Consider the following 24,957-nt stretch of genomic DNA (forward strand, 5'->3'; position numbering starts at 1 on the left):
TGCGTCTCTTAGAATGATACGAACACATTTGCACTGCCCTTCATCTCCCCAGAGGTGATTGAGCAGTGTTTTTCTTTATTGTATTTTTTATATAACAAAAATAACAAATTGAAGACTAGAAAAAGCAATTGAAACCATCGTTTTGAGGGGTTATACGGTCTATAATTGCGATGTAAGCGATAACAACAGCGAATCCAAGGTGAAGACAAGATGATTTAAGTTCTGTTTATTGGAATAACGGATCGTATTGTTATTGTTTTGTTATTAATCTATTTCGTTCTAAATGAAGAGAGGGGTCAGAAATATGATGAAAAAAACCAAAGCAGTTACCGGGTTGGCAGCGCTGACACTGATGGCCGGGCTGTTCTCCGGCTGTGCAGCTGACAACAATAACGCCACTAATGCGGCAGCAACCAATGCAGGCGGCAACACAGGTACCACTGCGGAGGCAACAGCCGCTCCAGAGGGAGGTGCCGCCAAGGATCTCAAGGGTGATATTACGGTGATTACACAGCGGACGGATATCGTGGATACCGTGTTCAAAGACTACGCCGCCAAGTTCAATGAGAAATATCCGAATATCAAAGTGAATTTCGAAGCCTTATCCAACTATGAGGATCAGATCAAAATCCGCATGAGCACCAGTGATTACGGGGATGTTCTGCTGCTGCCAACCAGCGTAGCGATTAAGGATCTGCCGGACTTCTTCGAGCCGCTGGGTAAAAAGTCTGACCTGGAGCAGCAATATACAGGCCTGGAAGAGCGGACAGTAGACGGGATTTCCTACGGCATTCCAATTACGGTTAATTTCTCCGGCGTGATCTACAACAAGCAGGTCTTCAAGGACGCCGGAGTGACCGAGGTTCCAAGAACCTTTGACCAGTTCTCTGCCGCTCTGAAGAGCATCAAGGAGAAGACGGATGCCGTCCCTCTCTACACGAACTATGCTGCGGGCTGGACGCTGACCCAGTGGGAAGCGGATCTGGCTACCGTTGCCGGAGACCGTGAATATGTCAACATCGGCCAGGTGGCCTCCGACGATAACTTCGTTCCAGGCCAGCCGCACTACGAGCTGTACAAGGTAATGTACGATGCGGCCAAAGACGGTCTGATTGAAGAGGACCCTACTACAACAGACTGGGAATCCTCCAAGGCAGATCTGGCAAACGGTAAAATCGGTACCATGATGCTTGGCTCCTGGGCGATCGGTCAGATCAAAGGGCTCGCTGCCAGCCCGGATGATATAGGCTTCATGCCATTCCCTACCAACGCCGACAAGATCCTGGTGCCTCTGTCTGACGACTATAATCTGGGGGTTAGCATTCACAGTAAAAACAAAGAGGCCGCCAGAGCCTGGGTAGACTGGTTCATCAATGAATCCGGTTACCCGACTACAGAAGGCGGGGGCATGAGTCCGGTAAAAGGAGCCGAATTGCCTGAAATTCTCAAGCAATTTGCAGGCACTGACATTACCTTTGACACGCTTGCTCCAGCCAAAGCCGGTGAAGAGGGCTGGGTGGATGCCATTGATAAAGAAGCTGAAATCGGTCTCTGGCAGCCTGACTTCAAGAAAGTAATTATCGAGGCGGCGATTGGCAACCGCAAGCAATCCTATGATGACATTATGAAAGAACTGAATGATAAATGGAAAGCAGCCAGAGCCAAAATTGTGACTGCCAAGTAAATTAAAGAACAAAAGAAAGGGGAGATGCCGGTAACGGCATAGTCCCCTTCACTTTTGCAGGGATGGAAGCGGACTTAAGAGCAGTAAGTTTTCTGGAGGTGTGGAGAGTGCCCAAATTGTCTAACATGAGCTATAAAAATCAACGGATTTTGATCATCTTTTTATTTTCGCTAGTACCCGTAGTTCTGCTGCTGACGTTCTCCTATTTACCTGTGTTTAAAATGTTTCAGTACAGCTTCACCAGCTGGAACGGGCTAAGCAAAAATATGGAGTATATCGGCTTTGACAACTACAAGACGATCTTTACCAAGCCGGAGTACTTCGCCGTATTCAAGGTCAGCTTGTATTACTTTTTTGCCACCTTTGTCCAGATGGGGCTGGCGCTTTATTTTGCCACGATTCTGAGCTTCAATGTCCGGATGAAGAACTGGTTCAAGGGGATTCTGTTCTTTCCGACCTTGCTGAACGGTGTGGCGATCGGGTTCATCTTCCTGTTCTTCTTCAAGCCGGAAGGCACGCTTAATACCATTCTTGATCTGCTTGGACTCGGGGCGCTGCAACAGAAATGGCTGCTGAATCCGCAGCTCATTAACATCTCTCTCGCTTTTGCCTCGGTATGGCGTTATATGGGGATGAACTTTATTATCTTCCTTGGCGCAATCTCCTCGATCGGCAGCGATATCTATGAAGCTTCTGAGATAGACGGCGCTAACCGCTGGCATCAGTTCCGGCATATTATTATCCCAAGCATCAAGCGTATCCTCCAGCTCAATCTGATCCTCGCGGTCAGCGGGGCCATCGGGGTGTTTGAGATTCCGTATGTCATGACCGGCGGCTCTAACGGCAGCGGCACTTTTGTCATCCAGACCGTCGATGTGGCCTTCAAATACAGCAAGCTGGGGCTGGCTTCTGCAATGGCTGTAGTACTGCTGGGCATCGTTGTTCTGGTTACCATTCTGCAGCGCATTCTGATCAAGGAGGAGAAATAGAGCGATGCATACCTTGAAATACAACCTGGCGGCTTTCTTCAAATATCTCTCCCTGGTGCTGGGTGCGCTGATGGCGCTGATCCCGATTGTCGTTGTCTTCTTCGCTTCCTTAAAGACCAATGCTGAGTACGCTTCAACCGGTCCGCTGACCCTGCCCGAGAACTGGCTGAATTTCGCCAACTACACCAAAGCCTTCGTAGACGGGAACATGCTGCTCGGCTTCATGAACACGATCATTATCGTCCTGATCTCCATTGCGGGCGCTACGCTTACCGGCTCGATGATGGCTTATATTCTTGCCCGCTTCAAATTCAGAGGCAGTAAGGCGCTGATGGGGGCTTTTCTGCTGGCTACGCTGATTCCCGGAGTAACTACACAAGTAGCAACTTTTCAGATTATCAATGCTCTGGATTTGTTCAATACCCGCTGGGCGCCGATTCTGATGTATCTGGGGACCGATATTATCGCTGTCTATATCTTCATGCAGTTCCTGGACTCGATCTCTGAATCGCTGGATGAATCCGCAATGCTGGATGGTGCCTCCTACTGGACGATCTACTGGAGAATCATTCTTCCGCTGCTGAGTCCGGCCATTGTGACGGTGATCATCGTGAAGGGTGTTAATATTTACAATGACTTCTATACCCCGTTCCTGTATATGCCAAAAAGCAGCCTGCAGGTCGTTTCTACCGCACTGTTCAAATTCAAAGGACCCTACGGCTCCCAGTGGGAGGTTATCTGCGCCGCGATTATGATCGCCATCATTCCGACGCTGATCGCGTTCGTAGCGCTGCAAAAATACATTTATAACGGCTTCGCCCAAGGGTCGGTCAAATAAAGCGGCAAGCCGGGGAGCAACACACCACCGCAGCGGCTGCTGCAACTATCATTGGAGGGATTCTATTATGAGAGAAGTTAAACTGACGGCCAGCCAGAGTCTGCCGAATATGCCTTGGCAGGACAGACCTGCCGGGAATGACAATCCGGTCTGGAGACATAGCGATAATCCGGTGATCAAGCGCAATCCGGCGAAGGGGGTCGCCCGTATTTTCAACAGCGCGGTGATCGCTTACGAGGGCAGCTTCCTGGGAGTCTTCCGTGTGGAGGATCACACGACCCGCCCCCATCTGCGGATGGGCCGCAGCGCGGACGGCTTGGACTGGATTATTGATGAGCAGCCGATCCAATTCAAGGACGAGGCAGGCCATCCGTATATGCCGCGTTACGCATATGATCCCCGTCTGGTGAAGGTGGAGGATACGTATTACATCATCTGGTGCACGGATTTCTACGGGGCAGCGATCGGCGTTGCCAAGACACAGGACTTCAAGCACTTCGTCAGTCTGGAGAATCCGTTCCTGCCGTTCAACCGTAACGGTGTACTGTTCCCGAAGAAAATAGGCGGCAATTTCGTCATGCTCTCCCGTCCAAGCGATAGCGGACATACGCCGTTCGGTGATGTCTTCCTGAGCGAGAGTCCTGACTTCGTATACTGGGGCAAACACCGTCATGTCATGACCAAGGGCGGACAAGGCTGGTGGCAGAGCACCAAGATCGGCGGCGGACCTGCGCCTATTGAGACCTCGGAAGGCTGGCTGATGTTCTATCACGGGGTTACAGGGACCTGCAACGGTCTCGTCTACAGCATGGGCGCTGTGATTCTGGATGCAGATGAGCCTTCGAGAGTGAAATACCGCTCCCGTAACTTCGTGCTGACCCCGGAAGAATGGTATGAGGAAAGAGGCTTCGTCAACAATGTACTCTTCCCTTGTGCTGCGCTCAGCGATGCGGATACCGGCCGGATTGCCATCTATTACGGGGCTGCGGACACCTATGTCGGCGTTGCCTACACCACTGTCCAGGAAATCGTCAATTACGTTATCGAGACTCATGAAGAGGTTGGCGATGATGCCGGTCCTGGCAGAATCTAGGGTGACAACCGGAGAGGAGACGCTCAGATGAACCAAAGATCTATACCGCAATTGCTGGATTATCAGGGCAGCAGTCCGAAGCCCGGTGACTTTGATGCTTATTGGGAGCGCGCGCTTCATGAATTGGACCATCAGACACTGGCATACGAGCTGGTGCCTGCAGGGTTTTCGAGTGAGCTGGCCGAGTGTTTTCATTTGTATTTTACCGGAGTGGGCGGTGCCAGAGTGCACTGTAAATATGTAAGGCCTAAGAAAGCGGGAGCAGGGAAAGGTGCAGGCCTTGTCATGTTCCACGGTTATTCCTGCGACAGCGGGGACTGGATGGAAAAGGTGGCTTACGCGGCTCACGGGATCAGCGTGCTTGCCATGGATTGCCGGGGGCAGGGCGGGTTATCCGAGGATAATCTGACTGTCCGGGGAACGACGGTCCGCGGGCATATCATCCGGGGCATTGATGATCCCAATCCCGACAAGCTGTATTACCGCAACGTGTTCCTGGACACGGTCCAGACGGCACGGATTCTGATGACTATGCCGGAGGTAGACCCGGAGCGGGTGGGTGCCTTCGGCTGTTCCCAAGGCGGTGCACTCACGGTTGCCTGCGCTGCCCTGGAGCCAAGGGTCAGGCTTGCCATTCCGGTCTATCCGTTCCTCTCTGATTACAAGGGGGCATGGGCGCTGGATATTACAACCTCTGCCTACGAGGAGATTCACTATTATTTCCGCTTCTTTGATCCGCATCATCTGCGGGAGGAAGAGATTTTTAACCGGCTCGGTTATATTGACATCCAGAATTTAGCCGGTCGTATACAGGGCAGGGTATTATGGGTAACCGGTCTGGCCGATACGATCTGTCCGCCGTCGACACAATTCGCCGCATACAACAAAATCACAGCCGTAAAAGATCTGTTGGTATATCATGAATATGGTCATGAATATCTTCCCTATCTTTCTGATCGGACGCTTCAGATGTTCATGACCTTGTAACGGGCTCCTTCCGTTCAAGAATACATAGAATCTGGCGGTGGTTTTTTGAGCAGGTCAACAGTTCGGAGTACCTCTATTCTTTCTCGGCTGCATCCCTCCAAGTCGCTGGGGATGCGGCTCTTTCTGGTTTTTTTCATCGCGACCATGGGAATTGTGCTGTCTCTGGGTTATATTTCTTACGCTGTGGCCAGACATACGATTGAGAACAATGCATTGTCTGCTAATCAGCAGACTGTGGAGCAGACGGCTGAGAAGCTGGATGTCGTCCTGCTGCGCTATGAAGATAATCTGGGTCAGCTGTTCTACAATGAGGATATTCAGCAGGCGGTCGCACTGGCAGGCCCTGCTGCAGCAGATCCTGCGAAGCGTACAGAGCTGTCCACGACGATTAACGGGGAGCTCGATCAATGGCTCTCGGCTGTACCCGGCGTGCAGGCAGTGTATCTGGTTCCGCTGGATAAAGCGTTGCCCGCAACCGGAGCTGGTGAAGTGGATAATGATTTCCTAGCGGCTATCCGTGATGCAGCATGGTACAAGCAGCTGCAGGAGAAGCCGCAGAGCCGGTGGATTACCGAAGCGTTGAAGCAGGGAGAGGCTGAAGGAGTGGTGCGTTTCGCTAAGTCTGTGGCGGCGGAAGCGGATCACACCGGTTATCTGGCGGTCTGCGATATTAAGAGTACAGAGCTTGACAGCCAGCTGAAAATGGTTGATCTGGGTCAGGGTTCCTATATCCAGTTGCTGACTGCCACAGATGAGCTGATTGCCTCTTCCCAGCAAGAGGAGACGGACACCTATCTGCGCCTGGGGGGAACCCTGTTCAAGGGATTAAGTGACACCTCCGGCTCCCTGCCGACCAAGGATGAGAAGGGCAAATCCATTCTTGCGGTCTACGGTACGCTGCATACCTCCGGCTGGAGACTGCTCGGTGTGGTACCTTCCGGCAATCTGACCAAGGATGCGGGACGCATCCTTAACACGACCTACATAGCGGTGGCCGCCGCTGCTGCCGTTGCCGTACTGATAGGACTCTGGATGGTACGGATGGTCTCACGTCCGCTCTCACGTCTGCGGGATCTGATGGTCAAGGGGGCAGACGGGGATCTGCGCGTACGCACCGATGTCGTCACCCGTGATGAGATAGGCCAGCTGTCCGGCTCCTTCAACCTGATGATGGAGCAGATTACAGAGCTGGTCGTCCACACCAATGAGACCGCGCGTGAGGTTACGGAAGCAGCGGAAGCCCTTGGCAATGCCTCGCGGGACACAGCGGTGGCAGCGAAGGATATTGCCGCAGCCACGGAAGAGATTGCCGGCGGTGCCGGCAGCCTCTCACTGGAGGCGGACCGGGGGAATGAGATGACGGCTCAGATCTCGGAGAAGATGGAAGCTGTCATTGCAGTAGCCCATGAGATTGGCGGAACTGCGCATAGCGTGGAGCAAGCCAGTGCGGAAGGGGTAGTCAAGCTGCAGGAGCTGCTGGGCAGAACACAAGAGACTGGCGACAGGACAGGCAAGCTGGTCCTTAAGGTGAATGAGCTTAAGGATACTGCCTCATCGGTCATTCAGGTGCTGGAGGTCATGCAGAGCATCACCCAGCAGACCAATATCCTGTCGCTGAACGCTACTATTGAAGCGGCGCGGGCAGGCGAAGCGGGCAAAGGCTTCACGGTTGTCGCTGATGAAATCCGCCAGCTGGCGGAGCAGTCCAAGCGTTCGATTGCCGTGGTGGGCGAGATCACTGACCGGATCATGCGGGATATGCATGAGACGGTAGACGCCTTGTCCGAGGTTGCGCCGCTGTTCGGGGAGCAGATGGACTATGTTCAGAACACCAGTGAGATCTTCATTAGTGTACAGGGGCAGATGCATCAGTTGATTACCAGGCTGGATTCGGTATCTTCTTCGATTGACGGCCTGAACCACTCGCAGCAGGTCCTGTCAGAGACGATAGGTAATGTCAGCTCATTCGCCGAAGAATCCTCGGCCGCCTCTGAAGAGGTAGCCTCCCTTACCGGAGAACAGGAGAATGTAAGCGAATATCTGGTTACCCTCTCCAGTAAGCTGGAGAATGCCTCCTCCAGACTGCGGGAGCGATTATCCAAGTTCAGCGTATGAGCCTAACTTCTTCAGACCGCTTTCCTTTATGGGAAGCGGTTATTTTGCTTTTAGAGCTGGGTATACTAGTACAGCATCAGATTTAAAATGGAGGACTCGGTGTAGCGAACGAGGGAGCTCATATTCTGGAAGGAAGCCACCTTTAGCAAGTAAAGAACCCCATGGATTAAACAAAATATTCAGTTTGTAACGAACCATGAGAGATAAGTGTATTCGGTGCAACTAAAAACAGTTAAAAGGAAGGCCTGCCTCTCCTAACTGTATTCCATACAACTAAATTTGCCCGAATGGGCGAAAATCCAGGTATAGAGGCATTTTAATTGCACGAAATACAACTAAACAGAGATTCGGCGGCATATCCGGCGATTTAGTTGTACAGATTGCAATTAAGCCTCCCCCTTGGACCCTAATCGGGGCGCTGCTAACCCTCAGCAAGCAATTAGTTAAAGTGATTCTCACACTTTTAAATCTGATGAGCTGCTAGTAGCCAAGGTTTTTCAGCCCATTGGATGGAGGAATAGCAATTTGCACAAGCTGATTCATACACGCATATTTTGGGGTTGCCTGATCCTGTGTATGCTGCTGGCGGGCCTGATGATCAGGCTGGCCTGGGTACAGCTGCTGCTGAAGGATAGTGTAGTAAGCGGCACCCGTTACACAGTAGCTCAGATGGCAGAGCTGCAAAGTGAGCGGGAGACGGTGCTGGACAGCGGAAGAGGACGGCTGTATGACAAACACGGAAGGGCGCTGGCTGGAGAGACGGTCTGGACCGCTGCGCTGTTCCCGCCGGAGGAAGAGCTTCACCGGCATCATGGTGCCGGTGAATATAACGATGACCAGCAGCTTCACCGTCTGGCGGAGATTCTTGGCGTCAGCTACAGCCAGCTGCAGGCAAGACGGTTGGGGCTGAAGGAGCCGTTGCTCTGGCCTTCCGGCCAAGGCACGGGGCCGCTGGCCCTGACCCTGCCGCAGGCCAGAGAAGTGGAGGCGCTTGCGATTGAAGGTGTCCGGGCGCTGCCTTTTGCCCGCAGATATAACGGGTCTGCATCCGGCCGACAGTGGCTCGGTTATCTGTCTGAAGCTTCAGGAGAAGCTGTCACTCAATCCCCTACAGGGCTGAGAATTCCAAGAACCGGCACAGCCGGGCTGGAGAAGACGCTGGAGCCGCTGCTGCAGGGCGTGGGGCACACGGAGGCCGTTGCCCAGGTTGATGCGCGCGGCAAACGGGTTCCGGGAAGCCCGATCACAGTCAAGGCGCCGGGCAACCCCTATTATCCGCTGTCACTATATACCACAATTGATCTGAAGCTTCAGGAGAGCATTGAGCAGCTGGCGGCGGAAGCCGGGGTGAAGGAAGGGGCGATTGTGGTAATGGACAGCCGGAGCGGTGATATCGCAGCGATGGTCTCCTTGCCGTTCTACAATCCGCAGCAGGTCTCACCGCAAGGGGGAGAATGGAACAACCGTGCTCTTCAAGCGGCCGCTCCGGGCTCTATCTTCAAAATTGTTACGGCCGCTGCCGCACTTGAAGCCGGGCTGACCACACCGGAGGAGCCTTTCTTCTGTGCAGGAGCATATGGGAAATACGGATTGTCATGTCCCCACGGCAAAGGACACGGCGCCCTTACGCTTAAGCAAGGGTTCGCCGTGTCCTGTAATACTGTATTTGCTACGCTGGCCGAGCGGCTGAGCGGTCTGAAGCTTCAAGCTACCGCCCTTGCCCTTGGACTGGGCCGGAGCATCGGGTGGCAGGCGGAGAATACACTCGGTCTGCCGCTGCTCCGGCCGCTGGCCGGAGAGCAGCCGGGAACCATCTTCACCACGCTCCTGCCGGATGACGGCGGGGCGAGAGTCCAGACGGCGATCGGCCAGCGCGATGTGCGGATCACTCCGCTGCAGGCGGCGAATCTGGTCGTCACACTGCTGCATGGCGGTGAGGTGAGAGCGCCGCGGATTCTGGAGCGGGTTGATTTTGCCAATGGACAGACGCTTAAGGAGCTTCCGGGACATCTGGCGCCAGCGCCGGAGGGGCGGATCGCTCCGGCCACTGCCCGTGTGCTGCTGGGCATGATGCGCAGCGTAGTCACAGAGGGCACAGGCCGGATGCTGAAGCCTGCCGCTTGGCCGCTCGCCGGCAAATCAGGCACGGCCCAGACGCTGGTGCATGGCACACCGCGCAACAATCAATGGTTCATCGGCTATGGTCCGGTTGACCATCCGAAATATGCGGTGTCTGTGGCGATAGAGAATGTGGCTCCAGACAGTCCGCAGGCCGCCACCCGCCTGTTCGGTCAGGTGTTCGAGCTGTTGTCGGGGCTGGAAGGCGGATCAACCGGGGCCTGAGGGCCTGGACCGGCAGGCTGCGCATTAGACTCGGCATTCCCGGCCGGACTGCTGCTTACGGGAGCGCCTGCCGTAGAGGTTCCCGAGGCCGCGAAGGGCGAGACGACGAACTCCTCCTGCGGCAGATAGATCCACTGCTGGAGATATCCCTGCTGGAGCAGCTCCTTGAGCAGAATCAGCAGAATCGGCGACAGAATGAGTCCTGCTATCCCGAACAGGGAGGAGGACAGAATCACGAAGGAGAGCATCAGGAAGGCAGAGGAGACACCGATCGAATTCCCTGTGATTTTGGGCTCCAGCAGCTGTCTAACCACCATTACTACAGCCAGCAGAACGATGAGCCCGACAGCAAGCGAAGTATTTCCAACAATGAACAGATAGATGATCCAAGGGATCAGCACCGCAGGTACCCCGAGCAGCGGAAGCAGATCGACCACGGCACAGACCAGCGCGATGGTGAGTACATTGCCTGTCTGAAGAATCAGCAGGCCAGCAAGAATAATGACGAAGGTGATGCTGATCAGGATCATCTGTGCTTTGATATAAGAACCGATAGCCTTGAACACATTTCCCTGCAGGAAGGCGTAGGCCGTCTTGAACGTCTTCGGCAGCTTCTCGTGGGCAATTCGGCGCCAGTCCTTAATCTCCATGCTGAGGAAAAAGGCGAGAATGATCGCAATCCCGAAATTAGCCATAAAGGAAGAGAAAGAGCCAAGCACTCCGACCATATATTTGAAGAAGGCGACCATCCACTTCGAGAGAATATTGGTGGCATCTGTGAAATAACCGTTCAGCTTATCTGTCACATCGGATGGAAGCGAATCGATTTTGTGCTGAAGATAGGTCGTAGTCTCTGCGAAATGCTGCTGGACCACGTATGTATATTTGGGCAGATTATTCTGGAGGTGAATCGCCTGGGTCGTAATCAGCAGTCCGGCACCGAACAGGACGCCCAGCAGGATGACCAGGAAGAGCACCACGGAGATCGCAGAGGCGAAGGGCTTGGCCATTCCCTTGCGGTTCAGGAAGCGGGCCAGCGGCTCAATCAGCAGAAATACAAAAAAGGACAGGAACACCGGCGCAGCCAGCTGGTACAATTTACTGAAGCCGAGCATCACTAAATATACGGTTAGAACAAGCAGCCCAATGTCGAAAAAGGTGCGCCAATATTTTCTGTACAGCGGCAGCATAGATTTAAACGACCCCTTTGTGAAGATGAATTTGTAACCTGCACTTCAACTCATTGTACACGATTTTAATAAAAAACGTCTATTTCTTTGGCAGCTGTGTTAAACTAGGAGGTGATGTTTTTTAAAGCTGTCGCTTCTACTTACTCTACTTGGCCGTATCACATCTATCTCCTAACAGACGTAAGGCGAGCCAAAGTCAACTCTGGAAAAGCGGTGATTGTACATGCAGACTTTGCTGCTCTGGCTATTTTATATCTCTACCTTTTATGCTTTTATTCCCGGTATGATCAGCCGTTTATTTGGTTATCGTGTCTTCCGCAAAGGAATTGGGCGTACGGATTACGGCCTGACCTTTGATGACGGGCCAGACCCGCATTATACACCGCTGCTGCTCGATCTGCTTAAGCGCTACGATGCGAAGGCGACCTTTTTTGTCGTTGGCTCGCACGCGGAGCAGCACCCCGAGATCATCAAGCGAATGCATGACGAAGGGCATTTGATCGGAATTCATAATTATGTGCACAAGACGAACTGGCTGATGCGTCCCGCCACGGTGAGGAAGCAGATTGACCGGACGGACGAGATCATCTTCTCCATTACCGGCGAGCGCAGCACGTATTACCGTCCTCCTTGGGGAATCGTGAACCTGTTCGACTTCTCCAAACGCCGTCAGGTGCAGATTGTGCTGTGGTCGGCGATGTTCGGCGACTGGAAGGAAAAGCTTGGAGCGGAGAAGCTGACCGAGAAGCTTATTGCGAAGCTCGGCCCGGGGGAGGTGCTGCTGCTGCATGACTGCGGTACGACGATCGGCGCTGATCCGAATGCACCGGAGCATATGCTGATTGCGCTGGAGCGGATGTTGGCCGAGGCCGAGCGGCGCGGACTGCACAGCGTCCGGATTGACGAGATGATCAAGGCGGTGCAGCGCTCCCCGATCACGCATTTGTCCTTCGGCAAGCGGCTGCTTGTCGGTTTATGGCTGGGCTGGGAGAAGCTCTTTCAGCTGCTGTTCCAGATCAAGACAATCTCGCAGGAAGACCCGTTCCTGCATTACCGGCTGCGCAAGTACCAGGGCAGAACGGTCCACATGGATAATGGCGAGACCTTAAGCAAGGGCGACAAGGTGATCGAGCTGCATTTCGATAACAGGCAGCTATTCGAGCTGGGAATTCATTCCCGTTCCACTGCCCAGCTTGCGATCCGCCTGATCCGCCGGATGGAGAAGGATCTGCCGGTGCTGGCCGAGCGGATTTGTGGTGATGTGGAGCTAGCTGAAGCCAAAGCGCTCTACGGAGTCAGCATGATCAACCGCGGGCCGGAGAAGTTCGGCTTCATCGTACTGGATCTGCCCAGCGGACTGTTCGCCAGCAGCACCAAGTTCTACCTTAGTATTCTCATGAGTGTGATTCATCCGTCAGGCGGCGCAAGACTTAAGGAACGCAGTGACCAACTGGTGCCCAAGATGATACTGATGCCGGTATCGCAGCTTCTGGACCAGATGAACCGTCAGCTTCCGCACAAGCATGTGGAGCAGCGGGTACACGAAGAGGAACGGACGCTTGAAGCTGAGCTTCCCGGAGCAACGGTAGTTCATTGAAGATGAAGCATACGCAGTTTAATGCACTTATATTGATTACAATCTCCGCTGGCCTGAATGGGCTGGCGGTTTTTTAGTTCCTGCACATGATGCAACATTTTTCTCCTCAAAGCTTCAATTCCTGCAGCAAAAAGAGCAGCTCCAACCGAATTTGCGGTTGGAGCTGCTCATATCATCATTACATTTGCTTAAGGCTGCGGCTCTAACGATTAGATCTTCAGCACGCCGCCCTTGCTTGCATTGGTAACCAGCTTGGAGTAACGGGCCAGATAACCGGTCTTCACCTTCGGCTCGAATTCTTTCCAGCCCTGGCGGCGGACCGCCAGCACTTCCTCGTCAACCAGCAGCTCGATCTTGCGGTTGTTGAGGTCCAGCTCAATGATATCGCCATCCTCTACAAAAGCGATCGGTCCGCCCTCAGCCGCTTCCGGAGAGATGTGACCGATGCTGATCCCGCGGGAGGCACCGGAGAAACGTCCGTCCGTGATCAGGCCAACCTTGGCGCCCAGGCCCATACCGACGATCTGTGAAGTCGGCGCCAGCATTTCCGGCATGCCCGGTCCGCCCTTCGGACCTTCATAACGGATAACGACTACATGGCCTTCTTTGACCTTGCCGTTCGCGATACCTTCCAGTGCTTCTTCCTGAGAGTCGAAGCAGATGGCAGGTCCTTTGTGATAGCCGCCAACAGAAGCATCCACGGCACCCACCTTGATGATGGAGCCTTCAGGAGCCAGGTTGCCGTAGAGTACAGCCAGTCCGCCAACTTGGGAATAGGGGTTGTCAATGGTATGAATAACAGATGTATCCTGGATCTCATGGCCGGTTACATTCTCGGCCAGTGTCTTGCCGGTAACCGTCATGCAATCGCCGAAGATTGCGCCTGGCTTCTTCAGTAATTCGTTCAGCACGGCGCTTACGCCGCCCGCCCGGTCCACATCTTCGATGAAGATATCGGAGGCCGGAGCCAGCTTGGCCAGGTAAGGAACCCGGTTGGCTACTTCGTTGATGCGTTCCAACGGATAATCGATTTCGGCTTCCTGAGCCAGTGCCAGGGTATGCAGTACGGTGTTGGTCGAGCCGCCCATCGCCATATCCAGCGCGAAGGCATTGTCCAGCGATTCCTGGGTTACGATATCACGCGGCTTCAGGTCCAGCTTGATCAGCTCCATGAGCTGGGTTGCTGACTTGCGGACGAAGTCTCTGCGTTCTTCGGCTACGGCCAGGATGGTGCCGTTGCCCGGAAGCGCAAGGCCCATAGCTTCAGCCAGACAGTTCATGGAGTTGGCAGTGAACATGCCGGAGCATGATCCGCAGGTAGGACAGCCGTATTGTTCGAGTTCGAGCAGCTCAGCATCGTTGATCTTGCCGACCTGATGCGCGCCAACGCCTTCAAATACAGAAGTGAGGGAGAGCTTCTTGCCTTTGCTGTCTACGCCGGCCTTCATCGGCCCGCCGCTGACGAAGATTGTCGGGATGTTGACGCGCAGTGCGCCCATCATCATGCCCGGGGTGATTTTATCACAGTTGGGAATGCACACCATACCGTCGAACCAGTGCGCGGATACTACCGTTTCCAGAGAGTCGGCAATGATCTCGCGGCTTGGCAGCGAATAACGCATACCGATATGACCCATGGCAATCCCGTCGTCAACGCCGATCGTGTTGAATTCGAATGGAACCCCGCCGGCTTCACGGATGGCTTCCTTCACGATTTTGCCGAATTCCTGCAGATGCACATGACCCGGAACAATATCGATATAGGAATTGCAGACCGCGATGAACGGTTTGCCGAAATCCTCTTCTTTAACGCCTGCTGCCCGCAAAAGGCTGCGGTGAGGAGCGCGGTCGAAGCCTTTTTTGATCATATCTGATCGCATTTTCTTGTTTGCCATGATGACTTTTCCCCCTAACAATATTGGTAAAGCGAATATAGTGCCGCATTAACGCATTGCAATCCCGAAATATACGTACCCTGCGGTGATTGGTTACGAACGTTAATAGAGAGTCTATCACAAAAATCCTGTTTTTTCTACCGGGCAGTGTGAAGTTTGTCGGGGGGTCACGCATGTAAAGTCTGGGCTAATATACAGAAAGAAGCCTATTCCGTATAGGATAGACTTCGGCAAATTGATATAGCATGGCAGCTTCATTCTATAGAGAGCGCCGGATGGCGGCACGCTGCAGGGAGATCATCCACTCTACGGACGGCTCCACGAGCGGGTTCAGCAGACGTCTGACCGTAGGCTGGGCGAGCAGCACCGTACATCCTACTGCACCGGCGAGCAGCAGCGCTGCTCCGGCCGGGTTGCCGATATAAGTATACAATCCGGAAATCACCGCCGTGCGGACCACAAAGCCATGCAGCAGAAAAACATAGAGGGTCCGGCGTCCCAGGCCGGTCATGCGGCTTAACCCGTAAGGCACCAGGCCCAGAAATGCCAGAGAAGCGATGAATTGCAGGCCATAGACCGCGAGCCGGAACAGACCCGCGTACCATTCATGGGCGCCAAGCTGCATATAAGTCATACTGCCGTATAGCCAGCCTATGGGGAGATTACTGCCAAGCAGGCCGATAGCAAGGAGCAGCAGGAGCGAAGCGGCGGCGGCAATGCTTTTGACATACCGCTGGTACAGCTTCACGAAAGCCCCGAAGGAGAAATGGTACCCGATCACAAAAAAGGGCAGGTAGACAAAGGTGCGGCTGATGCTGAACCAGATCCCGTCCAGCTGCAGATAACCTACGGCCACCCCTGCGGTAAGAGCGAAGGCCAGCTGGGCGCTGCGGGTCCAGCGGCTCATGCCCAGCATCAGCAGGCGCCAGCAGATGTGGCTGGCCAGGAACCAGAGCAGCAGATAAGGAGCGAAGAACGAATGCTGTATATTATTCACATGAAACAGGGAGGCGTCAAGTAGGGAGTAGAGGCTCTGAAAAATAACATATTGCAGGGCAATCTGTAGCAGCATCTTGCGCCCAGGCGCTCCATGCAAGCTTGAACGGGCAAAGTATCCGGTTACCAGCACAAACAGCGGCATATGAAAACTGAAGATCCATTGGTAAAGCGTATGAAGTCCGCTCATTTCTTGAATCAGGGGTTCGATCGCATTGGCCACAAAGACAGTTACAATAAGCATGAAGCGCAGATTAAGAAAAAAGGTCTCTCCGCGCGTGTTAAGCGGGCTTACCCGGGTCATGACGTAACCTCCAATGAAATTAGGGTTTGCGTAGGGTTTGATACTTTAATTTTAAAATACATGATTTCCGGACAATAAATTGTGAAATACATCACAATAGTAAGCGCTATCATTGGAAACGGATAGGGCCAGATGTGGCGAAGTCTTGAAGGTTGTTTGAATTCACCGATTCCCTTATAATTTTCAGTATGCAGGAATCGGGAGTGAACACTAATGAAAAAGAATATAATCAGACGCCGTGTGCTTATTGGAGTGGTGTTGGTTCTACTGGTGGCGGGGGTGTTTATATGGAGATATCTGACCCCGTATAAGCCGGAGGCACGGGCTGAAACCGCTCTGATCTCTGCCGGGGGCGTCACTGTTGAACAGAATGACAATTGGATCTCGTTCGACCCTTCAGTGGTGCTCGGCACCGCCGTGATCTTTTATCCGGGCGCACTGGTCAAGGCGGAAGCATATGCGCCGCTGGCCCGTAAAGTTGCCGCTGCCGGTCACCCGTTCTACATTGCCAGAATGCCGCTTAATCTGGCTGTAATTAAAGGGGATGCCGCCGAAGAGATTATCCGCGTGCATCCGAAGCAGTCCTTTGTCCTGGGCGGACATTCGCTCGGCGGCGTAATGGCTTCACGCTTCGCTGCGGATCATGCCGGCCAGCTGGAAGGCGTTTTTTTTCTGGCCTCGTATCCCGATGAGAAAGGCAGCCTGAAGAACACCACGCTATCCGTCTTGTCTGTGCTTGGCACGCAGGATGAAGTCGTAGATCAGAAGAGCTATAACAAAGGGCGTTCCTATCTGCCGGGCAATACCGTATATGTGTCGGTTGACGGCGGTAACCATGCCCAATTCGGCAGCTATGGCGCGCAAAAGGGTGACGGGACCGCTACGATTACCGAAGATGAACAGCAGACCCGGACCGTCCGGGCGATGCTGGACTGGCTGGGGAATCTGCGCCAGAGCAAATGAACAACGAATACTTGAAGTAATATATCTTATGCAGAGGAGCGCTGGAATGCCTGTATTGCACATCAATGAACTCTCCGTTCCCGTAAGCGGCATCCTGTTCGATAAGGACGGCACGCTGCTTGATCTCCTGGCCACCTGGGGCAGCTGGGCTGAACTGGTGCTTGAGGGGCTGGGCAGCCAGCTGACTTTAATGGGCAGCAGACCCGTTACGGGAGCCGATCTGGCCCCGGTGCTGGGGACGACGCATGATGCTTCCGGACGAATTACCGGTTATGATCCCGCCGGTCCGCTCTCCATGGCAACGGCTGAGGAATCCACCGGAATTCTGGCCTGGCAACTCTATACAGCAGGTCTCCCATGGAATGAAGCGGTGACGCGCGTGAATGCCATCTCCAAGGAGGCCATGAATGAGCTTCGCCGCCGCCGTACGGCTGTACCCATGCCGGGAGTATTGCCATTCCTGGGGCAGTGTGCCGCCGCTTCCCTGAAGCTTGGCGTTGTGACCTCTGACAATCTGTCCACTACCCGTGAGCATCTGGAATGGCTTGGCATTTCAGAATACTTCGGGGCGGTGGTTACCCGCGACCAGGTAAAGTACGGCAAGCCTGCACCGGAGATAGCCGAGAAGGCCTGCCGGGAGCTGGAGCTGCGTCCCGAAGACACAGTGATTATCGGTGACAGCAATGCGGATATGCAGCTGGGCCGTGGGGCGGGACTGCGCCTTGCAGTCGGGATCTCACCGGACGGAAGGACAGACCATCTGCTGGATGCGGATATTGTGGTATCCGGCTATCCGGCGCTCCGCTTAACAATCTGAATGCATTACGAATGAGGTACAGAGAGGACAGGTGTAGATTATGGAACAATTACAGCTACTGGCTTCCTGGATTCAAAAAAGCAATAATATCGTCTTTTTCGGCGGTGCCGGAACATCGACGGAGAGCGGCATCCCGGACTTCCGTTCGGCAGCCGGTCTGTACCAGACACAGCACAACTCCCCTTATCCGCCTGAGGTGATGCTCAGCCGCAGCTTTTTTATGTCCTCGCCGGACATTTTTTTTGATTTCTACCGCAGCAAGATGATACATCCGGGAGCGAAGCCGAACGGGGCCCACCGGCTGCTCGCGGATCTGGAGGAGAGCGGGAGGCTGAAGGCGGTCATTACGCAAAATATCGACGGCCTCCATCAGATTGCCGGCAGCCGCCGGGTTCTGGAGCTGCACGGCTCTATCCACCGCAATCACTGCATGGGGTGCCAGCGCTATTACGGCCTGGAGGAATGGCTGGAGCAGGAAGGCTCTGTGCCACGCTGTGAGGACTGCGGGGGCATCATCAAGCCGGATGTGGTGCTCTATGAGGAAGCGCTCGATCATGAAGTGCTGGTTGAAGCCGTGGATGCCATTGCAGCGGCGGATCTGCTGATCATCGGCGGTACCTCGCTTACGGTTCATCCTGCTGCAAGCCTGGTTACTTACTTCAGGGGACAGCATACTGTATTGCTTAACGGCGAGCCTACCCCGTATGACGATCAGGCAGATCTGATTATTACAGAGCGTATCGGAGATGTGCTGGGTAGAGTGCAGGGACTGCTGGGCTAATGCCCAGTTTTTTTGTAGAGTGAGATTACTTATGAAGCCATGAGTTTAAAGAAGGGTATTCACACAAGAGATACGAGAGGCAGGGATATAACATGGTATATGTGGCTAGTGATGAACGGTATGAAGGAATGCGTTACAACCGCACCGGCAGGTCAGGTCTCAAGCTTCCAGCCATCTCACTGGGCCTGTGGCATAATTTCGGCGGCATTGATGCCTTTGAGAATGGCCGCGGGATGATTACCCGTGCCTTTGATCTTGGAATCACCCACTTCGATCTGGCGAATAACTACGGGCCTCCGGCCGGATCGGCGGAAGAGCTGTTCGGCAAAGTGCTGGCCCGGGATCTCGCGCCGTACCGTGACGAGCTGGTGATCTCGACCAAGGCGGGATATACGATGTGGCCCGGCCCTTACGGGGACTGGGGTTCACGTAAATATATCCTGTCCAGTCTGGACCAGAGCCTGAAGCGGCTGGGACTGGACTATGTGGATATCTTCTATTCCCACCGCCCGGACCCGGACACGCCCATGGAAGAAACGATGGGAGCGCTGGATCATGCTGTACGCTCAGGCAAGGCGTTGTACATCGGCTTGTCAAACTATTCGGCGGAGCAGACGCAGCAGGCTATTGCGATCCTGAAGGAGCTGGGCACCCCGCTGCTGATTCATCAGCCGAGGTATTCCATGCTGGACCGCTGGATTGAAGGCGGGCTTCAGGATGTGCTGGAGGAGCATGGGGTGGGCAGTATTGCCTTCACTCCGCTGGCGCAAGGTCTGCTGACGAATAAATATCTGAACGGCATTCCCGGAGATTCCCGGGCAGCCGGACCTTCGGCAGCGCTGAATGAGAGCCGGATTACGCCGGAGGTGCTGCGCAGAATCCACGCGCTGAACCAGATGGCCGTAACGCGCGGCCAGAGTCTGGCCCAGTTTGCCCTGCTCTGGACGCTGCGCGGCGGGCGGATCACCTCGGCGCTGATCGGCGCCAGCCGGGTCAGCCAGATCGAAGAGAATATCGCCGCGCTGTCCCACAGTGACTTCACGCAGGAGGAGCTGGACCGGATCGAAACGATCCTTAAGACAGAGGATTGAAGCTTAAGGCGCTCAGCCTAAGAGTTGCCATAAGGTCCGGCTTCCATAGATAACAATGCAAGCAGCCCGCTTCCTGTTCAGGAGACGGGCTGTTGCTCTAGGCGATATAGCTATTTCTCTCCAGGGTTCACTGTGGCCTGGCGGTAAGCGGTGGGGGACTGGCGGTAGAAACGCTTGAATTGCCGGGAGAAATACAGGGCATCGGTCAGTCCGACCGATGCCGCTACCTGCTCCACGGACAGCTCGGGACGTTCACGCAGCAGCTGGCGCGATTTCTCCACCCGCAGCTTCAGCAGGTAAGTGACCGGAGAGAGCCCCGTCTCCTGCTTGAAGATGCGGGAGAGGTAAGCACGGTTATACCCAAGAGAGCCGCACATCTGTTCAATCGAGACCGGATGGGCATACTGAGAAGCCATGTAGTGAATCATCTGCTTCACCGTCCGCTTGATCTGTGATTCCGCACCCGGCAGCCGGGTGGAGGAGACCAGCAGCTCCGCCGCTTCGCCAGCGATAAGGTACAGATACCCCAGAGAGGTCAAGGCGGCGCTCTCCTTATTGGCATAGAAGGCGGACATCATCCCGGCAAGCGCTCCGGGTATTACACTGCCGCCTGCGGTAGACAGCACCGGGGCGAGCGGCGCGAAGCCCGCCTGCTCCGCAAGCTGTCCGGCATCGGCGCCGGTGAAGGCGGCCCAGCGGTAACGCCAGGGCGCCTGCTGATCCGAGATGTAGCTGACCAGCTGGCCCGGGTGGATCAGGAAGCAGTCTCCGGCTCCCAGCTCGTACGTATGCTCCTCTGTCCGGAAGACCCCGGAGCCTGATTCAATATAATGGAGCAGATAGTAATCGTAGATCTTGGGACCCGCCTGATGCAGCGGGAGGGTCTGGCTCTCTCCCGCAAAGAGTACATGCAGCAGCTGCTTATCGTAATAGACAGGATTTGATCCTACTGAATAGGTATGTTGCACTGCAAGCCGCCTTTCCTGAGCAGAACGCTTCCATAGCTAAGTGTATAGGGAGCGCCCGTTCACTTTTCCTCATACCGAGTATAGTCTCTTCAGGAACGAAAGTCACATTTGTCCATATATTGCACACATGATTGCATTATCAGGGCAAGTCTGATTTTATTATAATGTAAGCATGAAGGACGTAAGTTGAATTCCAAAGCGCAAGCAGCGAAAGGGTGGAGTGGCAATGTTGAGCACACAGGAACTGAACAGCAAATTTATTGAGAAATATGGGGAAAGCAAGGAAGAAGCAAGGGTATTCTACGCTCCGGGCCGCGTGAATCTGATCGGAGAGCATCTGGACTACAACGGAGGTTACGTCTTCCCGGCGGCGCTGGACTTCGGCACCACGCTGATCGTGCGCCCGCGTGCAGACGGCAAGGTTCAATTCGCATCGACGAATTTACCTTACGAAGCTTCTATTGACTATAGCGAGATCGGCAAAGCCAAGACCGGCGAATGGATTGACTATCCGGTGGGTGTGCTGGTAGAACTGGCCAAGAAGGATCTTCCGCTATCCGGCGGCTATGACCTCCTGTTCCACGGTGAAATTCCTAACGGCTCGGGTCTGTCCTCTTCCGCTTCGATCGAGGTAGTCACAGGCTTCGCCTTCCTGACGCTGCTTGGCGGAGAGATAGATACGGTGGAGCTGGCCCTGCTGTCCCAGCGTGTGGAGAACCAGTACGTCGGCGTGAACTCCGGGATTATGGACCAGTTCGCTGTAGCCAACGGCAAGCGCGACCATGCCATCCTGCTGATGTGCGATACGCTGGAATACAGCCTCGTACCTTTTGTGACAGGCAGCTATAAGCTGGTCATTGGCAACACGAACAAGAAGCGCGGTCTGGTGGACTCCAAGTACAATGAGCGCCGCAGCCAGTGTGACGAGGCTCTGGCTATTCTTAAGCAAGAGGTGCCGGGCCTGTCTTATCTGGCTGAGCTGAAACCTGAACAATTCGAGCTTCATCAGGATAAAATTACGGATGAAACCGTCAGACGCCGGGCCCGCCATGTAGTGGAGGAGAATCAGCGTGTGCTTGACTCGGTGGAGGTGCTGAAGAACAATGATCTGAAGCAGTTCGGCCTGTACATGAATGACTCCCATGTCTCCCTCCGCGACCTGTATGAAGTCAGCTGCGAGGAGCTGGATGTAATGGTGGAAGAAGCGCAGCGCATTCCTGGCACACTGGGATCACGGATGACAGGGGCCGGATTCGGGGGATGTACGGTATCGCTGGTACACGAGGATGATGTGCAGCGGTTCATAACGGAAGTTGGAGAAGCCTACAAGAACAGAACCGGCCTGACCGGCGAATTCTATGTATGCGGCATCGGCAACGGCGTGGAAGAATTGAAAGGAGTGAAATAAGATGGCGATTCTGGTAACGGGCGGCGCAGGATACATCGGTTCACACACAGTAGCAGAGCTGCTGGACCGCGGGGAAGAGGTTGTGGTGATCGACAATCTGCTGACAGGGCACCGCGAGGCGCTGCTGGGCGGCAAGCTGTACGAGGGCGACCTGCGCGACAAGGCGCTGCTGGCGAAGCTGTTCTCCGAGAATGAGATCGAAGCGGTGATTCACTTCGCAGCCAGCTCCCTGGTGGGCGAGAGCATGAAGGACCCGGTTAAATACTACGACAACAATGTGTATGGAACGCAGTGTCTTCTAGAAGCCATGCAGCATGCTGGTGTGGATAAAATCGTCTTCTCCTCCACTGCCGCCACCTACGGCGAACCGGAAAAGGTGCCTATCGAAGAGACTGACCGCACCGAGCCTGCGAATGTCTACGGCGAGACCAAGCTGACCATGGAACGCATGATGGCCTGGTTCGACAAAGTGCTCGGTATCAAATACGTAGCGCTGCGCTACTTCAATGCCGCAGGCGCACACGCCAGCGGCAAGATCGGCGAAGACCACCGTCCGGAGAGCCATCTGATTCCGCTGGTGCTCCAGGCTGCGCTGAAGCAGCGCGAGAATATTGCAGTGTTCGGGGAAGACTATCCGACAGAGGACGGAACCTGCGTACGCGACTACATCCATGTCAGCGATCTGGCGGATGCGCATGTCCGTGCAGTCACTTATCTGCGCAGCGGCAGTGCAAGCAATGTCTTCAACCTTGGCAACGGCCTGGGCTTCTCTGTGAAGCAGGTCATTGAGACTGCGAAGAAGGTTACCGGCCTGGACATTCCGGTTGTGGTTCAGGACCGCCGCTCCGGAGATCCGGCAGTACTCGTCGCTTCCTCTGACAAAGCCCGCAAGGTTCTGGGCTGGGACCCGCAGCATGCCGATCTGGAAGGCATTATTCAGAGCGCCTGGAGCTGGCACTCTGCCAATCCGCAAGGGTACGGGGAGTAAGAAGCAATTCTGCTTGTTGCCCGAAGGTGAAATAGACAGAATGCAAAGCGCCGCATAAGGCACCATAGAAGGAGAAATGAAATGCAGAACGATAATAGTACGGCTGCTGCCGCTGAGAAGGCGCTGTATGCGATTGAACAGCTGGTTCTGTTTGCCGGACATACGGGACTTATTCAGCCAGCAGATGTGGATTACAGCCGCAATGAACTCCTGGACCAGTTCGGCTTCAGCGAGCCTTATCCCGGCGAGTTCACTGAAGGTCCGCTGGACAGCCCGCAGGCCCCGCTGGACCAGCTGATTGATTACGGGTTCAGTCTCGGGCTGATCCCGGAGAATACGGATACGTACCGCGACCTGCTGGATGCGAAGATTATGGGCCTTCTGATGGCCCGCCCGTCTGAGGTGAATGCGGAGTTCGCCGCGATCCAGGCGGCACAGGGCATTCAGGCGGCAACGGACCGCTTTTATAAGCTGAGCATTGATTCCAACTATATCCGTATGGACCGTGTAGCGAAGAATGTGTATTGGCTTCAGGAGTCGCCGTACGGGGATATTGAGATGACGATCAACCTCTCCAAGCCGGAGAAAAGTCCGAAGGAAATCGCCATGGCCCGGCTGCTTCCGCCTCCGGTCTATCCGAAGTGCCAGCTATGCCGTGAGAATGTCGGCTATGCCGGCCGGGTCAATCACCCGCCGCGTCAGAACCTGCGCGTGATCCCGCTCTCGATGAACAGCGAGAAGTGGTTCTTCCAGTTCTCGCCTTATGTCTACTATAACGAGCATTGCATCGTGTTCCACCACGATCATGTGCCGATGAAGCTGACGAAGGATACGCTGAAGCGTCTGCTTAGCTTCGTGGAAGCCTTCCCGCATTATTTCATCGGCTCGAATGCTGATCTGCCGATTGTCGGCGGCTCCATTCTGACGCATGACCACTTCCAGGGCGGACGGCATACGTTCCCGATCCAGAAGGCGCCCAAAGAGGACACCTTCACGCATGCCTCGTATCCCGGCGTCCGCTTAAGCACTGTGAAATGGCCGATGTCCGTGCTGCGGATGCATGCGGAAGATCCGGCGGTGCTGCTGGAGGCAGGCAACCATATCTACGAATCCTGGAAGACTTACAGCGATCCGGCCGCCGAAGTGCTGGCGTTCAGTGAAGAGGACGGTGAGAGTGTTCCGCATAATACCGTTACCCCTATCGTGCGCCGGGCAGAGGACGGCGGCTACGAGATGGATCTGGTGCTGCGCAACAACCGGACCAGCGAAGAATATCCCGAAGGGATTTTCCACCCGCACCGGGAGATGCACCATATCAAGAAGGAGAACATCGGCCTCATTGAGGTAATGGGTCTGGCGATTCTACCGGGGCGGCTCAAGGAAGAGCTTGACGCCATCGCTGGCATATTGGCGGGCGACACTGCGCTTCTCGGAGATGTCCAGAGCCAGGGCCAGGAGCATCCGCTGGCGCTGCACACTTCCTGGATTACCGAACTGGTAAGCCGCTTCGGTACCTCCTTGAACCGAGAAGAAGCGGTGAAGACCATCCAGAATGAGGTGGGTACGAAGTTCACTTACATTCTGGAGCATGCCGGAGTCTACAAACGCACGCGGGAAGGGCAGGCGGCCTTCCGCCGGTTCCTGAACAGCAGCGGCTTTAACTAAGTCTGGATAGAATGAATGTACAAAGAAATCGTTCCTTTGAGAATGGCTGGGTGGTCCCTCCATTTCACCAAATGAGCGATTTTTTTTGTTGCTTTGAAATCTGGACACAACAGCGATTGGAACAACGTTCTGTTTGCGGAGCGTCCACCCAAGTGCTCACGTTGATTCTAATCCAAAATAGAGAGCTGTGCGATTTGAATGCGCCAAGCTGGAGGACTATAATAGACAGTGCTTCACATTCACAT

19 protein-coding genes are annotated in these 24,957 nt (G+C 54.5%); 15 read left to right on the plus strand and 4 right to left on the minus strand.

The genetic code is table 11. The annotated features are described in order from the left end of the window. Positions 1–307 precede the first annotated feature (307 nt). From MKY12_RS06750 to MKY12_RS06780, 7 genes are all read left to right on the plus strand, one after another. On the plus strand, positions 308–1,684 hold the full coding sequence (locus tag MKY12_RS06750; protein ID WP_339257375.1) for an extracellular solute-binding protein: 1,377 nt from the start codon (positions 308–310) through the stop codon (positions 1,682–1,684). A 107-nt stretch (positions 1,685–1,791) separates the two neighbouring features. Next, positions 1,792–2,673, plus strand: coding sequence for a sugar ABC transporter permease (locus MKY12_RS06755; protein ID WP_036722590.1), 882 nt, complete (start codon positions 1,792–1,794; stop codon positions 2,671–2,673). Positions 2,674–2,677: 4 nt separating this feature from the next. Continuing rightward, the gene (locus tag MKY12_RS06760) at positions 2,678–3,511 is read left to right on the plus strand and encodes a carbohydrate ABC transporter permease (RefSeq protein WP_339254863.1); all 834 of its coding nucleotides are present in this window, start codon (positions 2,678–2,680) and stop codon (positions 3,509–3,511) included. 67 nt (positions 3,512–3,578) lie between these two features. Further along, entirely contained in the window at positions 3,579–4,604 is a 1,026-nt protein-coding gene (locus MKY12_RS06765) for a glycoside hydrolase family 130 protein (RefSeq protein WP_036722586.1), read from the plus strand. 27 nt (positions 4,605–4,631) lie between these two features. Then, positions 4,632–5,591, plus strand: coding sequence for an alpha/beta fold hydrolase (locus MKY12_RS06770; RefSeq protein ID WP_339313241.1), 960 nt, complete (start codon positions 4,632–4,634; stop codon positions 5,589–5,591). Positions 5,592–5,735: 144 nt separating this feature from the next. Beyond that, positions 5,736–7,706, plus strand: coding sequence for a methyl-accepting chemotaxis protein (locus MKY12_RS06775; RefSeq protein WP_339254867.1), 1,971 nt, complete (start codon positions 5,736–5,738; stop codon positions 7,704–7,706). 525 nt (positions 7,707–8,231) lie between these two features. Beyond that, complete coding sequence (locus MKY12_RS06780; RefSeq protein ID WP_339313242.1) at positions 8,232–10,049, plus strand: penicillin-binding transpeptidase domain-containing protein; 1,818 nt, start codon at positions 8,232–8,234, stop codon at positions 10,047–10,049. Here MKY12_RS06780 and MKY12_RS06785 read toward each other — a convergent pair. Continuing rightward, positions 9,998–11,239 carry an AI-2E family transporter gene (locus tag MKY12_RS06785; protein WP_339254870.1) on the minus strand — a complete coding sequence of 414 codons (1,242 nt, stop codon included), beginning with the start codon at positions 11,237–11,239 and terminating at the stop codon, positions 9,998–10,000. The genes MKY12_RS06780 and MKY12_RS06785 overlap by 52 nt on opposite strands. Positions 11,240–11,462: 223 nt before the next feature. Between MKY12_RS06785 and MKY12_RS06790 the strand changes: the two genes are divergently transcribed. Beyond that, the gene (locus MKY12_RS06790) at positions 11,463–12,836 is read left to right on the plus strand and encodes a polysaccharide deacetylase family protein (protein WP_339254872.1); all 1,374 of its coding nucleotides are present in this window, start codon (positions 11,463–11,465) and stop codon (positions 12,834–12,836) included. A 209-nt stretch (positions 12,837–13,045) separates the two neighbouring features. On the opposite strand, the gene ilvD is transcribed toward MKY12_RS06790, so the two are convergent. Together ilvD and MKY12_RS06800 are read right to left on the minus strand one after the other, a co-directional pair. Continuing rightward, a complete protein-coding gene (gene ilvD / locus MKY12_RS06795; RefSeq protein ID WP_036722581.1) occupies positions 13,046–14,731 on the minus strand; it encodes a dihydroxy-acid dehydratase in 1,686 nt (561 codons plus the stop codon). 259 nt (positions 14,732–14,990) lie between these two features. Continuing rightward, positions 14,991–16,031: a fucose 4-O-acetylase gene (locus MKY12_RS06800; protein WP_339254874.1), complete on the minus strand. Its 1,041-nt coding sequence runs from the start codon at positions 16,029–16,031 to the stop codon at positions 14,991–14,993. 213 nt (positions 16,032–16,244) lie between these two features. Between MKY12_RS06800 and MKY12_RS06805 the strand changes: the two genes are divergently transcribed. The 4 genes from MKY12_RS06805 to mgrA all read left to right on the plus strand — a co-directional run bounded on the left by MKY12_RS06805 (position 16,245) and on the right by mgrA (position 19,683). Beyond that, positions 16,245–16,994, plus strand: coding sequence for an alpha/beta hydrolase (locus MKY12_RS06805; protein WP_339254876.1), 750 nt, complete (start codon positions 16,245–16,247; stop codon positions 16,992–16,994). Positions 16,995–17,040: 46 nt separating this feature from the next. After that, entirely contained in the window at positions 17,041–17,811 is a 771-nt protein-coding gene (locus MKY12_RS06810) for an HAD-IA family hydrolase (RefSeq protein ID WP_339254878.1), read from the plus strand. Between the two features lie 40 nt (positions 17,812–17,851). Beyond that, positions 17,852–18,592 carry an NAD-dependent protein deacylase gene (locus tag MKY12_RS06815; protein ID WP_339254880.1) on the plus strand — a complete coding sequence of 247 codons (741 nt, stop codon included), beginning with the start codon at positions 17,852–17,854 and terminating at the stop codon, positions 18,590–18,592. 92 nt (positions 18,593–18,684) lie between these two features. After that, complete coding sequence (mgrA, locus tag MKY12_RS06820) at positions 18,685–19,683, plus strand: L-glyceraldehyde 3-phosphate reductase (RefSeq protein WP_339254882.1); 999 nt, start codon at positions 18,685–18,687, stop codon at positions 19,681–19,683. Positions 19,684–19,793: 110 nt separating this feature from the next. Here the strand turns inward: mgrA and MKY12_RS06825 are convergent, their stop codons facing one another. Continuing rightward, positions 19,794–20,651 (minus strand): AraC family transcriptional regulator, encoded by an 858-nt coding sequence (locus MKY12_RS06825; RefSeq protein WP_339254884.1) that lies wholly within the window; start codon positions 20,649–20,651, stop codon positions 19,794–19,796. 229 nt (positions 20,652–20,880) lie between these two features. Here MKY12_RS06825 and MKY12_RS06830 point away from each other — a divergent pair, with 229 nt between their 5' ends. The 3 genes from MKY12_RS06830 to MKY12_RS06840 all read left to right on the plus strand — a co-directional run bounded on the left by MKY12_RS06830 (position 20,881) and on the right by MKY12_RS06840 (position 24,712). After that, positions 20,881–22,059: a galactokinase gene (locus MKY12_RS06830; protein WP_339257377.1), complete on the plus strand. Its 1,179-nt coding sequence runs from the start codon at positions 20,881–20,883 to the stop codon at positions 22,057–22,059. Between the two features lies 1 nt (position 22,060). Continuing rightward, positions 22,061–23,047, plus strand: a complete 987-nt coding sequence (gene galE, locus MKY12_RS06835) for a UDP-glucose 4-epimerase GalE (protein WP_339254886.1) — start codon at positions 22,061–22,063, stop codon at positions 23,045–23,047. An 81-nt stretch (positions 23,048–23,128) separates the two neighbouring features. Beyond that, the gene (locus MKY12_RS06840; protein WP_339254888.1) at positions 23,129–24,712 is read left to right on the plus strand and encodes a UDP-glucose--hexose-1-phosphate uridylyltransferase; all 1,584 of its coding nucleotides are present in this window, start codon (positions 23,129–23,131) and stop codon (positions 24,710–24,712) included. Positions 24,713–24,957 lie beyond the last annotated feature (245 nt).

It is taken from the genome of Paenibacillus sp. FSL M7-0896 (assembly GCF_037975415.1).
In the GTDB taxonomy this organism is placed as follows: Bacteria; Bacillota; Bacilli; order Paenibacillales; family Paenibacillaceae; genus Paenibacillus_AQ; species Paenibacillus_AQ silagei.